Here is a 12,952-nt window from a genome sequence, read left to right on the forward strand (position 1 = left end):
GCCGGCGGCCTTCCGCCGCCCCGCTACGCTCGACGCATGATGCTCCCGCGCGCTCTCGCCCGCTCCCGCCGGCGTCGGACGGCTCCCGCTCAGCCCGCGGTCGAGCCCGACCTCGTGGTCTCGACCGACCCGGACAAGCCGGTGTTCACCATCCGCCCGTTCCGGATCGGCCTGTTCGGCGGTCTGGGCGTCCTGGTCGCTCTGGTCCTCGGCGGTCTCGTGGTCGAGCTGGGCACCGTGCTCACCTACATCTTCGTGGCGATGTTCTTCGCCCTGGGCCTGGACCCTCTGGTCTCGTGGCTCGAGAGCAAGCGCCTGCCGCGCCCGCTGGCGATCACGGCGGTCTTCGCCGCCGTGGTGCTGATCTTCGCCGGCCTGCTGATCTACATCATCCCGATCCTCGTCGAGCAGCTCACGCTGTTCGTCACCAGCGCCCCGCAGATCGTGAACGACATCGCCTCGCAGAAGTGGGTGCTCGATCTCGAGCAGCAGCTGCGCGGAGTCGTCGACGTCGACGAGCTGATCCAGAGCGTGCAGAGCTTCATCGGCGACCCGAACAACCTGCTTTCGCTCGGCGGCGGCCTGATCGCGGTCGGCACGGGCATCGCGAGCGGCGTCACCGGCGCGATCATCGTGCTGATCCTGACCCTCTACTTCCTCGCATCGCTGCGCTCGATGAAGGCGGTCGCCTACCGCTTCGCCCCTGCCTCGCACCGTGCCAAGGCGCACGAGGTCGGCGACGAGATCACCGGAGCGGTGGGACGCTACGTGGTCGGGCAGGTGTCGCTCGCGGGCGTCAACGGCGTGCTCTCGTTCGTGCTCCTGCTGATCATCGGCGGACCGGTTCCGGCCCTGCTGGCGTGCGTGGCGTTCCTCGGCTCGCTCATCCCGCTCGTCGGCACGATCTCGGCCGCCGTGATCATCTCGCTCGCCTGCCTGCTCGCCTCGCCGCTCACAGCGCTGGTGGCCGCGATCTACTACCTCGTCTACATGCAGGTCGAGGCGTACGTCCTCAGCCCGCGGATCATGAACAAGGCCGTCTCGGTGCCGGGCGCGGTCGTCGTCATCGCGGCGGTCGCGGGCGGCACCATCGCGGGTGTGCTCGGCGCGCTCGTCGCGATCCCGGTCGCCGCCTCCGTGATCATCGTCGTGCAGAAGGTCGTCTTCCCACGCCAAGACGCGAAGTAACGCTCAGGAGAAGGGTGGCACGGAGCCGTCCACCGCAGCGGCGAAGCGCGCGACGGAGTCCGGCAGCGCGGGCCCCCGCTCCTCCGCGGGCACCGGCGGCAGCGTGCGGGTGACCAGCGGCACCACTCCCGCCCAGACGCCCTCCTCCGCCTCGTCTCCGGCTCCTGCCGCCCGCACCTTCACACTCGCCTCGGTGAGCGGAAGGCGCAGCACGAGCGTCGCCGCGACCTCGCGGGCCGTGGTCGGCCGCACCTCCTCGGCGCGTCCGGGCAGGAGGCGCGCGACGAGCAGATCGAGCGCCCGAGCCTTCTCGTCGCCCTCCAGCGCCTCCGCACGGCCGACGATCATCGCCGAGCGGTAGTTCATCGAGCTGTCGAAGGTGGATCGGGCGACCACCAGGCCGTCCACGAGCGTGACGGAGGCGGTGAGGAGGGATCCGCGGGCCGCCTCGCGCAGCAGGCCGCCTCCGCTCGACCCGTGCAGCAGCAGGCTGTCGCCGTCGCGCGCGGCCAGGATCGGCAGCACGATCGCGACGCCGTCGCGGACCACGGCGACGTGCGCGATCAGCGCCTCGTCCAGGATCGCGTGCAGCGCGGCGGGATCGGTGTGCTGGCGGTCGCGGAGTCGGGTGAGGCGAGTGCGGTCAGTGAGGGGGAGCGTATCCATGTCAGCGATCCTCCCGCACCGCTGGATCTGTCAGGATGCCACTGGACCACGATTCGAATGGTCCAGAATGGAGCGACCGATGGCGTCCGGCGATCTCGAGGTCCCCCTGCTGCTCGGCCCCGCGCCGCGCGGATCCGTGCGGGCGGCGCTCGCTGAGGCGCTGCGCCAGGCGGTCCTCGACGGCCGCTACCAGGCGGGTGACCCGATTCCGTCGAGCCGCGTGCTCGCCGAGCGTCTGGGAGTCTCGCGCGGATCGGTCGTCGCCGCCGTCGACCAGCTCGTGGGCGAGGGGTACCTCGTCGCCCAGCCGCGCGCGGCGGTCACGGTCGCCTCCGACGGGCTTCTCTGTCCGGCGCGGCCCGCCCCGCACCGGGTGGTCGGGACGGCTCCGTCGACACCGGCCGGCACCGACCTGCGCCCCGGACGCCCGGACACCCGCTCGCTGGACACCCCGGAGTGGCGGGCGGCCTGGCGACGCGCACTCTCGGCGCCTCCGTCCGCCCCGCCCCGCGGCTCCGGCGACCCGGACCTGCGCGGGCAGATCGCGGAGCAGCTGCGCCGGTCCCGCGGTGTCGACGTGCAGGCGTCCGACGTGGTGGTCACCAGCGGCACCGCCGGGGCGGTCGCGCTCCTCGCGCGCGCGGCCTCCGGCGCGCTCGGACGCGGCGTGCGGATCGCCGTCGAGGACCCGGGCTACCCGGCCGTGCGGCGCCGTCTGCGCGCGGACGGGCACGAGGTGGTCGGCGTCCCGGTGCGCGGCGACGGCATCGACCTCGACGCGCTCGCCTCCTCGGGCGCCGACCTGGTCGTCGTGACTCCCTCGCACCAGTACCCGACCGGCGGGCGCCTCGCCCTGGCCGAGCGGCTCGAGCTCGTGCGCCGAGCCTCGGGCGGGCGGCTCCTCGTGGTGGAGGACGACTACGACAGTGAGTTCCGCTACGTCGGCGCTCCGCTGCCGGCGCTCGCCTCGCTCGACTCGGGCGGCGGAGTCGCGCACGTCGGCTCGTTCTCGAAGACGGTCTCGCCCTGGCTCCGGATCGCCTACCTCGCCGTGCCGCCCTCGTCGTGGCTGCACGCTGCGCTGGTCGGGCTCGACGACGAGCGCGACGCGTCCGCGTCGGGGCCGACGCAGGCCGCGCTCGCGCAGTTCATGGCGAGCGGAGCCTTCCGAAGGCACCTGACACGCGCGCGGCGCAGGTATGCGCACCGGCGCGAGCTCGTGCGCACCTTCGCCGACTCGGTGCCCTGGGGAGGGCGAGCGGACTCGACGGCGGGCTGCACGTCGTGCTCTCGCTGCCCGCGCCGCTGGACGCGCACGCCGTCGCGGCTGCGCTGCTCCAGGAGGGTCTGCTGGTCGCCACCCTGCATGAGTACGCCTTCTCGGGCCGCGCCTCGACTGAGGCGCTGGTGCTCGGCTACGGGCACGCCGGAGACCTGGAGCTCTCCTCCGCCCTCGCCCTCGTCGACCGCACCGTCCGTGCGCTGAGCCGTGGTATCCCTGGAGGATGACCCGTGACTCCTCGCTGCACATCACCGACGATCCCGAGGCCGATGCGCTGCTCAGCCGCGATCCGCTCGCCCTGCTCATCGGGATGCTCCTGGACCAGCAGGTCGCGATGGAGACGGCCTTCGCGGGTCCGCGCAGGATCGAGGAACGCCTGGCCCGTGTCGGCACCTCCTTCGACTCGGCCTCGATCGCCGGCGTCGACGAGGACGCGTTCGCGGAGCTCTGCCGCACGCCGCCCGCGATCCACCGGTACCCCGCGAGCATGGCCGGCCGCGTGCAGGTGCTCTGCCGCGCGCTCGTCGACGACTGGGGCGGCGACGCCTCCGCCCTCTGGACCCGCGGTGACCCCGACGGCCGTACGGTCCTCGCCCGCCTCACGGCGCTGCCCGGCTTCGGCGATCAGAAGGCACGGATCTTCCTGGCGCTGCTCGGGAAGCAGCGCGGCTTCTCGGGCGCCGGCTGGCGCGAGGCCGCCGGGGCCTACGGAGACGATGGCTCGTTCCGCTCTGTCGCCGACATCGTCTCGCCGGAGTCGCTGGCGAAGGTCCGCGCGACCAAGCAGGCGGCGAAGGCCGCCGCTCGCGCGGAGAGGTAGCGCGCTGGCCGCGAGGCTGCGCCACCCTCTGCCCGTGTGCACCGCGTCGGGAGGGAGCACCTGAGCACCGCGGCCGGTAGCGTGGTGCGGATGCTCCCCTCCGCGACGGCCCGGCTGCGCTTCCGAGAGATGGCGGCCGCGGACCTCACCCTGATGGCGGAGCTTCTCGGCGACCCGGTGGTGATGCGGTACTACCCGGCGCCGAAGAGTCGCGAGCAGGCGTCCGCCTGGATCGAGTGGAACCGGCGGAACTACCGGGAGCACGGTTTCGGGCTCTGGATCGTCGAGACGGTCGACGGCGCGTTCGTCGGGGACTGCGGTCTGACCTGGCAGAGAGTCGCCGGCGGTCTCGAGCTCGAGGTCGGCTACCATGTGCGACCCGATCTGCACGGCCATGGCTACGCGACCGAGGCGGCTGCCGCCTGCCGCGACCTGGCACTCGCCCACGGACTCGCCGCTCGCCTCGTGGCGATCATCCACCCCGACAACACCGCGTCGAGGCGCGTCGCCGAGAAGATCGGTCTCCGCGTCCTCGGCGAGGACCGCGACGGCGGAGCACTCGTCCGCACCGTGCTCGGGATGCCGCTCGCTGAGACCGAGGTCCATCACAACGAAGGCTGAGCGTCACAATCCGCGCCTCAGCGCTCCGATCCGCCCGCTCAGCCTGTGTTGTGCAGGCCCGGACGGCTAGAGCCGGTCCTCCAGCGCCGCGATCAGTGCCGCGCGGTCCTCGCGGAGGATCGACGCTCCGCCGCCCGGCACCGTGCGAACCTCGACGCCGCGGCTGTCGAGCACCCCCGTGAGCGAGTCGTGACCGAGCCGATCCTCCGGCAGCACCGCGAGCGTCGGCACGGGGAAACCGTCGGGCGCCTCGGCCGCACCGCGCGCGGTGAGACCCGCGGTCGACTCCGGATCCCAGAGCTCGAGCGCCGAGACGTCGAGCTCGATCTGCTCGTCGGTCCAGATCGGGTGGCGGTGGCGGAGGGAGTCGGCGTCGCCCTTCTCGACGTGGGCGACCGATCCTCCGCGGCGCAGGGCGCCCGTGAGGCCGCGAGCATCCGAGTACGCCGGGTCGAGGAGCACCAGCTGGTGCGCCCGGTAGTCGGGCGCGAGCCGTGCTGCGACGACGGCGCCGAGGCCGTGGCCGATGATCAGGTCGGGTGTCAGCCGTACGGAGGCGCGCACATCCCCCGCCCAGCGTTCGGGGGAGTAGACCGGCGACTTCGGTGACCCGCCGTGGCCTGCGAGATCGGGGGCGAGCACGCGGTAGCCGCGCTCCTGGAGCGTCGGCACGAGGGCGTACCAGATGCGGGAGTCGGCGCCGAGTCCGTGCAGGAGGAGCGCAACCCGCTCGCCCGCTCCGCCGTAGTCGCGGACGTAGAGCGGGAGCGGCTCGATCGGCCCCGCGGCCAGCGCCTTCCGCTCAGCGCGGGTCGGCTCCAGCACGAGGGTGTTGCCGAACGCCTGCGGCGCCGGCCCGAACGCGTCGCGTGCGCTCTGCACGACCTTGCGGCCGAGCATGGCGTTCCCGACCCCTCCGAGAGCCGCCCCGATGCCGAAGGGCATCGCCCGGCCGACGAGCCCCGCGCCCTGCTGCGCGAGGAAGTGCTTGGCGAACGACTTCTTCGCCCGATCGGCCAGCTCACCCACGAGGAACGACGGCAGCCCCTTCGTCACCACCGAGCCCCAGTACTGGTTGAGCCCGCTGCCTCCGCCCACCGCCTGCCCTGCCACCTGACGCACCATCTCGCTGCCGGAGGAGCCCATCATCAGGGTGAGGACGAGTGCCCGCGCCCTGTCCGGATCCTCCAGGGGGATGCCGTGCACCTCGGTCACCGACTGGGCGAAGAGGGCGCTGGCTTCGAGGAACCCCGCGGCGCCCGCGCCGGAGAGTGCGACGGAGGCGGCGGTGCCGATGCCGGGGACGACGGCCGTCGCTCCGATCGCCGCGCCGCCCGCGGCGACGCTCGAGAGGTACTGGCGCTCGAGCGAGCTGATGATCTGCTCGGGAGTTGCGCCCGGCCGGCGGCGGCGCAACAGGCGGATGTTCGCGAGCACGGCGGGTCGCTGCACGGCGAGCAGGCGGTCGAGCATCTTCGCGAGCTGCGCATTCTCGGCGGTGCCGAAGTCCTCGGTCTGTTCGATCTCTCGGGACTGCTCGACCCGCGCCCTCTCGGCGGCGCGATCGCGCTTGCGGTCCTTCTGGGCCATGTCGTGCACTCCTGCGTCCTCGGGTGCCGGGTGCGGGAGCGCTCAGTCGCCGGCGACGGGCGCCTCGGCGGGAGACCCCTCGGTGGACGGCGCCGCGCTGCTCCGCGGTGTCGGCGCGTAGTCCTCAGCGTAACGCGCGAGCACCTCCTCGATCGGCGCGTCCAGCACGAGGCGGCCCTTGTCCAGGTAGAGCCCGCGCGTGCAGAAGCGGCGCAGGTCGCGCTCGTTGTGCGAGACGAAGAACAGTGTGCGGCCGGAGGCGAGCAGCTCCTCGATCCGCGCGTAGCACTTCTCGCGGAACGCCCTGTCGCCGACGGCGAGCACCTCGTCGACGAGGATCACCGGCTCCTCGACCCGTGAGACCACCGAGAACGCGATGCGCACCTTCATGCCGCTGGAGAGGTGCTTGTAGGGCGTGTCGAGGAACTCGCCGATCTCGGCGAACCCGATGATCGAGTCGAAGCGGGCGTCCACCTCCCGCTTCGACATCCCGTGCAGTCCGGCCGTGAGGTAGACGTTCTCGCGGACGCTCAGGTCGGCGACGAAGCCGCCGGTGATCTCGATCAGCGGAGCGACGCCGCCGCGCACTTCCACGGTGCCCTCGTCCGGCAGCACCACGCCCGCGACCAGCTTGAGCAGCGTCGACTTGCCCTGTCCGTTCCTGCCGACCACTCCGATCGCCTCGCCCGCCCTCACCTGCACGTCGAGCCCGCGCAGCGCCCAGAACTCGCCCGGACGCGAGCGCCGGGAGCGCCCGGCGAAGAGGTCCTTGAAGGAGCGGCGGCCGCGCCGGTTGCGGCGGAATCGGATCCCGAGGCCGCGGCACTCGATCACCACGGGTGCGTCACCCATCACAGCTCCTTCAGCACGGCGCGCTCGGAGCGGCGGAAGACGATCAGGCCCAGCGCGAACACCAGGGCCGAGACGACGGCCGAGGAGAGGATCAGCGGCAGGTCGAGTTCGCTCGGGAAGAAGGCCGAGCGGTAGAGCGCGAAGATCCCGCTGAGCGGGTTGAGCGCCGCGAGCGGCCGGATCTGCTCGGGCAGGTTGGCGGTCGAGTAGATGATCGGCGATGCGTAGAAGAGGAAACGCAGCACGAGCTTGACCGCCCGCTCCAGGTCGCGGAAGAACACCACGAGCGGAGCGACGAGCAGCCCGACCCCGAGAGTCAGCACCGCCTGCAGGAGGATCGCGACCGGGAACAGCAGCACCGCCCAGGTCGTGTGCGCCCCAGCGATCACGGCGAAGAGCACCAGCACCGGCAGGCTCGCCACGAACTCGATGCCCTTCGACAGAACGATCCGCCCCACCCAGATGGTGCGCGGGATCGACGTCGAGCGCACCAGCTTCGCCTCGCGGAGGAACGCACGGGTGGCGTCGGAGGTCGCCTGGTTGAACCACATCCAGGGCAGCAGTCCCGCGAGGAGGAAGACGATGTACGGGTCCTCGCCGACCGTGCGCTCGAAGACGACCGTGAACACGAAGTAGTAGATGCCCGACATCACGAGCGGGTCGAGCACCGACCACACGTAGCCGAGTGCACTCGTGGCGTATCGGACCGTCAGGTCGCGCTTGGTCAGCAGCCAGAGCGAATGCCGGTAGCGCCAACCGCGGGAGCGGCGGTGGCGCAGGGCGGTCTCGGCGGCGAGGACATCGGTGCTCACTGCGCGCGACTCCTCCCGACAGACCCTGGTCGAGCCGGGGGAGGAGCCGGGAGTGTCAGACGAAGAGGTTCGCCCGCTCGAGGTCCTCGGCGAAGTCCACCTCGACGGCGTAGAGGTCGGAGATGTCCATCGGCTCGACGAGCAGGCTGTCCTGCTCGATCGCCAACTCTATGCCACGCTCGAAGTAGTCCTGAGCGTCCACCCGCGCGAGCTGGCGCACCAGCGCGGCCTTGTCGGAGGCGGACACGTAGTTGATCCCGACCGCTTCGCCGAGGCCTCCGCGCACCGTCTTGGAGAGTTCATCGATGAAACCCTCGGCGCTCGTCGTGTACTTGACCTCCTCGTCCGAGACCTTCGCGGTGTTGACCGTGACGAAGGAGACGTCCTTCGCGATCAGGCCGGCCGCGCGGTCGAGGATGCGGGGGTCGAACACGACGTCGCCGTTCATCCAGAGCACCCCGCCCTGACCACTGGCCTGGAGCGCGCGCAACAGGCTCTTGGAGGTGTTGGTCTGGTCGTACTGCTCGTTGTAGACGAACGAGGCCGAGGGGAAGGCCTCGATGATGTGCTCGAGCTTGTAGCCGACCACGATGCTGACCGGCACCGACGTGCCGAAAGCGTGGTGGATGTTGTCGAACTGCTGCTGCATGATCGTGCGGCCGTCGCTGAGCGGCGTGAGCGGCTTCGGGAGGGAACGGCCGAGCCGACTGCCCATCCCGGCGGCGAGGATGACGACGGAGGCGGGAACGCCCGCGGACCGGCCCGTCGCCCTCGAGCCCTCAGCAGCGATGCCGGGCTCCGTGGAACGGCTGCGACCGGTGAAGCCTCCGCGTCCAGGGGAAACTCTGCGTCCCGGGGAAACTCTGTGCGTCATGTCGTCTTCTCCTCGAATTAACCGCTGCGTCTCGATCTGATTGCTCCTCGGGTCGATCCTTAGTGTACAGTTCCGGCGCGCGCGGGCGGGGGTGGTTGACGTCTCGCCGTGTCGTCGGACGGGCGCGGGCGCCGAGGCGCCGCGAGCGAGTTGGTACCGTAGCCGGATGACGTCCGCCACGAACGCCGAACCCGCCGAGCGTGAGGCCGAGGGCGCCGCGGAGCGTGAGGACGTCGCGCCCGTCGTCTTCGAGTTGCACCAGCTGACCCGCACCTTCGGCCGCACCGTCGCGGTCGACCGACTCGATCTGGCGGTGCGCGCCGGGACCTTCTGCGGGATCATCGGCCCCAACGGCGCAGGCAAGACGACCACCCTCTCGATGATGACGGGCCTGCTGCGGCCCGACACAGGCCGGGTCCTCGTGCACGGCGTCGACGTGTGGAAGGACCCGACGGCCGCGAAGCCGCTGATCGGCGTGCTCCCCGACCGGCTCCGGCTCTTCGACCGGCTCACCGGCGCCCAGTTCCTCGCGTACTCCGCCGCCCTGCGCGGAATCGATCTGCCGACCGCGAAGCAGCGGACCACCGAGCTCGCTGAGGCGCTCGGCCTGACCGATGCGCTCGAACGCCTCATCTCGGACTACTCCGCGGGCATGGCGAAGAAGGTGGCGCTCGCCGCTGCCATGATCCACGCTCCGCGAGTCCTCGTGCTCGACGAGCCGTTCGAATCGGTCGACCCCGTCTCGTCGGCCGCGGTGATCACCGTGCTGCGCCGCTTCGTCGCGGGCGGCGGCACCGTCGTGCTCTCCAGTCACGGCCTGGACTTCATCGAGCGGGTCTGCGACGACGTGGCGGTCATCGTGGGCGGTCGGGTGCTCGCCTCGGGGTCCGTCGCCGAGGTCGCGGGCACCGCCACCCTCGAGGAGCGCTTCCTCGAGCTGGCGGGCGGCAAGCAGATCGCCGAGGGGCTGCAGTGGCTGCACGACTTCTCCGGCTGAGGATCGACGTCCTCCTCGGGGCTTTCCGCTCCGGGCCCGCGCGCTCCGCTGGAGCGGTGGCCGGAGTGCTCGTGGTCGTCGCGGTCACCGTGGGCCTCCTCGCCGTGGTCGGGAGTCTCGGCTCATCACCGGGCGCGGCCTCGGGCGCGGTGGTGACCGGCGGCGGTCTCGTCTCCCTCGGCTTCCTGGTGCTGCCGTTCCTCCTCGGCCCGCTCGACCCGATGGATCCGCGCGCGTTCCGCCTCTTCGGCCTGCCTCCGCTGCGGCTGGCCGGTGCGCTCGCGCTCGCCGGTCTCGTCTCACTGCCGGTCCTCGCGCTGCTGGTCCTCGGGCTGGCGACGGTCCCGCTGTTCCCCGACGCGGGAGCGCTCGCTGTGATCGGTCCGCTGCTCGGCGTCGCGACGACGGCTCTGTTCGCCCGGATCGGGCTCGCCGCTTCCGCCGCTCTCGTCCCGTCCCGCACCGCCCGTGAACTGCTCGCTGTCCTCGGGCTGGTGCTCCTGCTCGGCGGACCTGCCGTGCTCGCGGTCTCGGCTCTGCTCGACGCGGGCGAGACCGCCGTGCTCGAGCGCTGGGGCTCGGTGCTCGGTACCACGCCGTTCGGTGCGGCCTGGGCGGTCGCACCCCGTGCGGGGTCGGGGCAAGCGGTCGAGCCGCTCCTGATCGCGCTGCTCACGCTCGCCGCGGCCGCCGCGATCTGGTGGCTCGTCGTGCGGATCCTCACCGGGCGCCCCGAGCGCACGCACCGCTCGCCGCGGGGTCTACGCCTGGGCTGGTTCGACCTCCTCGGCTCCACTCGCACGGGGGCGATCGCGGCGCGCAGCATCACCTACTGGCTGCGAGACCCGCGCTACCAGGCGTCGCTCGTCGCGGTCCCGCTGCTCCCGATCGTCTCGCTACTGCTGCTCGCCGTCGTCGGCGTGCCGTTCCCGCTCCTCTCGCTGCTGCCGGTCCCCCTGATCGCCCTCTTCCTCGGCTGGTTCCTGCACAACGACGTCGCCTACGACGGCTCCGCCTTCTGGCTGCATGTAGCCGCCGGTGTCCGTGGCTGGTCGGATCGACTCGGCCGCGCGTTCCCGACGCTCCTGCTCGGGCTGCCGGTTGTGCTGCTCGGCTCGCTCGTGAGCAGCGCCACCTCCGGTCGGCCGGGTGCCCTGCCCGTGATCCTGGCGGCGAACGCGTGCCTCCTCCTCGTGCCCGCGGGAGTCGCCAGCACCGTCTCAGCCTGGCTCGCCTACCCGGCTCCGCGGCCGGGAGACAGCGCGTTCGCCCAGCCCCAGTCGCCGGGCGCCAGCGGAGCCGGCTCGCAGTCGCTCGCCTTCGGCCTCGGGCTGCTGCTGTCGGCGCCCGCGGTGGCGCTCGCCGTGCGCGCGATCTTCGTCGACCAGGAGGCGACCGGCGCCGCCGTCGCCGTCGGTCTGGGCAGCGCCGTGGTCGTCTTCGCGCTGGGCGTGCTGATCGGCGGACGCCTGTTCGAGCGCCGCGCGACCGAGCTCGTGGCGTTCACGAGCAGGTACTAGCAGCCGGCTGCCGCCCGCCCCGCCCGCTCTCCTGCTCCGCGCGTAGGATCGTCGGCATGATTCCGAGCGTCGAGAACAGCAGCACCGATCCCCTTGAGGGAGGCGGAGGAACCGCCACCCTCGACCGCGAGCTCGAAGAGCTCCTCAACCAGGAGTCGATCGAGCCGGGAGACCACGAGCGCTTCTCCCACTACGTGCCCAAGGACAAGATCCTCGAGAGCGCCATCACGGGCAAGCCGGTGCGCGCTCTGTGCGGCAAGAAGTGGCTCCCTGGCCGCGACCCGGAGAAGTTCCCGGTCTGCCCCGCGTGCAAAGAGATCTACTCGAAGATGACGTGACGTCCCGCCCGCTCACTCGTAGCGGGTCGGGATGACGGGGTCGCCCCGGCCGAGCCGGAGTGCGTCGAGCGGCAGTTCGAGAACCGCATTCGCATGGTGCTCGCGGGCGGTCGCCACTCCTTCGACGCCGAGGTGCTCGGCGCGGATCACGCCCTCCTCGATCAGCGGCACGAGCAGCGCCCGCTCACCCTCGCCCACGGCGCCCTCGGGGCCGGCACCCACGTGCACGATCTCGGCCTCGGCGACACCGTCGTCCGAGAGCCGGCGCCCGGCGGCCTTGCGCCCGCCGATCGACGCCTTCGAGACCGACTTCTTGGCCACGGCGACCCATTCGCCCTCGTCGTCCTCGTGGGCGACCAGCTTGTAGACCATGCCGGCGGTCGGGTGCCCCGAGCCCGTCGCCACCGAGGTGCCGACGCCGTAGGAGTCGACGGGGGAGGCCGCCAGCGCAGCGATCCCGTACTCGTCCAGATCGTTGGTGACCGTGATGCGGGTGCCGGTCGCGCCGAGCGCGTCGAGCTGCTGCCGGACGGCGGCGACCTGCTGCGGGAGGTCGCCGGAGTCGATCCGCACGGCGCCGAGGCCGGTGCCCGCGACGCGGACCGCCAGGTCCACGGCCGCGGTCACGTCGTAGGTGTCGACCAGAAGGGTCGTGCCGGGCCCGAGCGCCGCGACCTGCGTGCGGAACGCCTCCTCCTCGGAGTCGTGCAGGAGGGTGAAGGAGTGGGCCGAGGTGCCCATCGTGGGCACACCGAAGCTGCGCCCCGCCTCCAGGTTCGAGGAGGCGCCGAATCCGACGATGTAGGCCGCGCGGGCCGCGGCAACGGCCGAGCGCTCGCCGGCGCGGCGCGAGCCCATCTCGGCGAGCGGGCGCCCGTCGGCGGCCGAGACCATTCGCGCTGCGGCGCTCGCCACGGCGCTGTCGTGGTTGAGCACGCTGAGCACCAGGGTCTCGAGCAGAACGCCGTCGGCGAAGGGCGCCTCGACGATCAGCACGGGGGAGCCGGGCAGATAGACCTCGCCCTCCCGGTAGCCCCAGACGTCTCCGCGGAAGCGGTAGTCGGCCAGCCAGTCGAGCGTCCGGGAGTCGACGACACGGTTCTCGCGGAGCCACGCCAGCTCCCCGTCGCCGAAGCGGAAGCGCGCGATCAGCTCGAGCAGGCGGCCGGTGCCGGCGAGCACGCCGTAGCGCCGTCCGGGCGGAAGGTTCCGGGCGAACACCTCGAACATGCACCGGCGGTCGGCGGTGCCGCTGCCGAGGGCGCCCTCGACCATCGTCAGCTCGTAGCGGTCGGTGAGGAAGGCCGTCGAGTCCATCCCGTCAGTGTTCCACGGGCCGGCGTCGGCCGGTGCCCGTGCGGTGGCGCGGCACGGGACCAGCGCGGGCGCCCG

The 12,952-nt window shown here is 72.1% G+C and carries 13 protein-coding genes; 7 read left to right on the forward strand and 6 right to left on the reverse strand.

Annotation, left to right across the window (positions count from 1 at the left end):
* The first annotated feature begins 36 nt into the window (after positions 1–36).
* The gene (locus GSU10_RS04910) at positions 37–1,188 is read left to right on the forward strand and encodes an AI-2E family transporter (protein ID WP_236713601.1); all 1,152 of its coding nucleotides are present in this window, start codon (positions 37–39) and stop codon (positions 1,186–1,188) included.
* A gap of 3 nt (positions 1,189–1,191) precedes the next feature.
* On the opposite strand, the gene GSU10_RS04915 is transcribed toward GSU10_RS04910, so the two are convergent.
* The gene (locus GSU10_RS04915) at positions 1,192–1,854 is read right to left on the reverse strand and encodes a pyridoxamine 5'-phosphate oxidase family protein (protein ID WP_068210760.1); all 663 of its coding nucleotides are present in this window, start codon (positions 1,852–1,854) and stop codon (positions 1,192–1,194) included.
* A 79-nt stretch (positions 1,855–1,933) separates the two neighbouring features.
* On the opposite strand from GSU10_RS04915, the gene pdxR reads away from it, so the two are divergent.
* The 3 genes from pdxR to GSU10_RS04930 all read left to right on the forward strand — a co-directional run bounded on the left by pdxR (position 1,934) and on the right by GSU10_RS04930 (position 4,577).
* Entirely contained in the window at positions 1,934–3,340 is a 1,407-nt protein-coding gene (pdxR, locus tag GSU10_RS04920) for a MocR-like pyridoxine biosynthesis transcription factor PdxR (protein ID WP_158286079.1), read from the forward strand.
* Between the two features lie 19 nt (positions 3,341–3,359).
* Positions 3,360–3,956, forward strand: coding sequence for an HhH-GPD-type base excision DNA repair protein (locus tag GSU10_RS04925; protein ID WP_068210750.1), 597 nt, complete (start codon positions 3,360–3,362; stop codon positions 3,954–3,956).
* 90 nt (positions 3,957–4,046) lie between these two features.
* On the forward strand, positions 4,047–4,577 hold the full coding sequence (locus GSU10_RS04930; RefSeq protein WP_068210776.1) for a GNAT family N-acetyltransferase: 531 nt from the start codon (positions 4,047–4,049) through the stop codon (positions 4,575–4,577).
* A gap of 66 nt (positions 4,578–4,643) precedes the next feature.
* Here GSU10_RS04930 and GSU10_RS04935 read toward each other — a convergent pair whose 3' ends face one another.
* Genes GSU10_RS04935 through GSU10_RS04950 form a run of 4 tightly spaced genes read right to left on the reverse strand, consistent with a single transcriptional unit; the run spans position 4,644 to position 8,546 of the window.
* A complete protein-coding gene (locus GSU10_RS04935; protein WP_068210747.1) occupies positions 4,644–6,167 on the reverse strand; it encodes an alpha/beta fold hydrolase in 1,524 nt (507 codons plus the stop codon).
* A 42-nt stretch (positions 6,168–6,209) separates the two neighbouring features.
* Positions 6,210–7,019 (reverse strand): ABC transporter ATP-binding protein, encoded by an 810-nt coding sequence (locus tag GSU10_RS04940; RefSeq protein ID WP_068210744.1) that lies wholly within the window; start codon positions 7,017–7,019, stop codon positions 6,210–6,212.
* A complete protein-coding gene (locus GSU10_RS04945; RefSeq protein ID WP_422395421.1) occupies positions 7,019–7,831 on the reverse strand; it encodes an ABC transporter permease in 813 nt (270 codons plus the stop codon). The genes GSU10_RS04940 and GSU10_RS04945 overlap by 1 nt, the downstream gene beginning before the upstream one ends.
* A gap of 55 nt (positions 7,832–7,886) precedes the next feature.
* Positions 7,887–8,546 carry a phosphocholine cytidylyltransferase family protein gene (locus tag GSU10_RS04950; RefSeq protein WP_241972894.1) on the reverse strand — a complete coding sequence of 220 codons (660 nt, stop codon included), beginning with the start codon at positions 8,544–8,546 and terminating at the stop codon, positions 7,887–7,889.
* A 325-nt stretch (positions 8,547–8,871) separates the two neighbouring features.
* Here GSU10_RS04950 and GSU10_RS04955 point away from each other — a divergent pair, with 325 nt between their 5' ends.
* From GSU10_RS04955 to GSU10_RS04965, 3 genes are read left to right on the forward strand one after another with little or no spacing between them, the layout of a single operon-like run.
* On the forward strand, positions 8,872–9,702 hold the full coding sequence (locus GSU10_RS04955; protein ID WP_068210736.1) for an ABC transporter ATP-binding protein: 831 nt from the start codon (positions 8,872–8,874) through the stop codon (positions 9,700–9,702).
* The gene (locus GSU10_RS04960; RefSeq protein ID WP_132504562.1) at positions 9,678–11,222 is read left to right on the forward strand and encodes an ABC transporter permease; all 1,545 of its coding nucleotides are present in this window, start codon (positions 9,678–9,680) and stop codon (positions 11,220–11,222) included. The genes GSU10_RS04955 and GSU10_RS04960 overlap by 25 nt, the downstream gene beginning before the upstream one ends.
* Before the next feature lie 56 nt (positions 11,223–11,278).
* On the forward strand, positions 11,279–11,560 hold the full coding sequence (locus GSU10_RS04965) for a DUF3039 domain-containing protein (RefSeq protein WP_068210733.1): 282 nt from the start codon (positions 11,279–11,281) through the stop codon (positions 11,558–11,560).
* Between the two features lie 12 nt (positions 11,561–11,572).
* On the opposite strand, the gene GSU10_RS04970 is transcribed toward GSU10_RS04965, so the two are convergent.
* Positions 11,573–12,877, reverse strand: a complete 1,305-nt coding sequence (locus GSU10_RS04970) for a nicotinate phosphoribosyltransferase (protein ID WP_132504564.1) — start codon at positions 12,875–12,877, stop codon at positions 11,573–11,575.
* Positions 12,878–12,952: the final 75 nt, after the last annotated feature.

The sequence above is a fragment of the Rathayibacter tanaceti genome (assembly GCF_009834165.1).
Classification (GTDB): Bacteria; Actinomycetota; Actinomycetes; order Actinomycetales; family Microbacteriaceae; genus Rathayibacter; species Rathayibacter tanaceti.

What these genes read in the sequence shown, in the direction of transcription:
- GSU10_RS04910 (WP_236713601.1), top strand. Translation starts at nt 37, where the DNA reads ATGATGCTCCCGCGCGCTCTCGCCCGCTCCCGCCGGCGTCGGACGGCT.
- GSU10_RS04915 (WP_068210760.1), bottom strand. Translation starts at nt 1,854, where the DNA reads ATGGATACGCTCCCCCTCACTGACCGCACTCGCCTCACCCGACTCCGC.
- pdxR (WP_158286079.1), top strand. Translation starts at nt 1,934, where the DNA reads ATGGCGTCCGGCGATCTCGAGGTCCCCCTGCTGCTCGGCCCCGCGCCG.
- GSU10_RS04925 (WP_068210750.1), top strand. Translation starts at nt 3,360, where the DNA reads ATGACCCGTGACTCCTCGCTGCACATCACCGACGATCCCGAGGCCGAT.
- GSU10_RS04930 (WP_068210776.1), top strand. Translation starts at nt 4,047, where the DNA reads ATGCTCCCCTCCGCGACGGCCCGGCTGCGCTTCCGAGAGATGGCGGCC.
- GSU10_RS04935 (WP_068210747.1), bottom strand. Translation starts at nt 6,167, where the DNA reads ATGGCCCAGAAGGACCGCAAGCGCGATCGCGCCGCCGAGAGGGCGCGG.
- GSU10_RS04940 (WP_068210744.1), bottom strand. Translation starts at nt 7,019, where the DNA reads ATGGGTGACGCACCCGTGGTGATCGAGTGCCGCGGCCTCGGGATCCGA.
- GSU10_RS04950 (WP_241972894.1), bottom strand. Translation starts at nt 8,546, where the DNA reads ATGGGCAGTCGGCTCGGCCGTTCCCTCCCGAAGCCGCTCACGCCGCTC.
- GSU10_RS04955 (WP_068210736.1), top strand. Translation starts at nt 8,872, where the DNA reads ATGACGTCCGCCACGAACGCCGAACCCGCCGAGCGTGAGGCCGAGGGC.
- GSU10_RS04965 (WP_068210733.1), top strand. Translation starts at nt 11,279, where the DNA reads ATGATTCCGAGCGTCGAGAACAGCAGCACCGATCCCCTTGAGGGAGGC.
- GSU10_RS04970 (WP_132504564.1), bottom strand. Translation starts at nt 12,877, where the DNA reads ATGGACTCGACGGCCTTCCTCACCGACCGCTACGAGCTGACGATGGTC.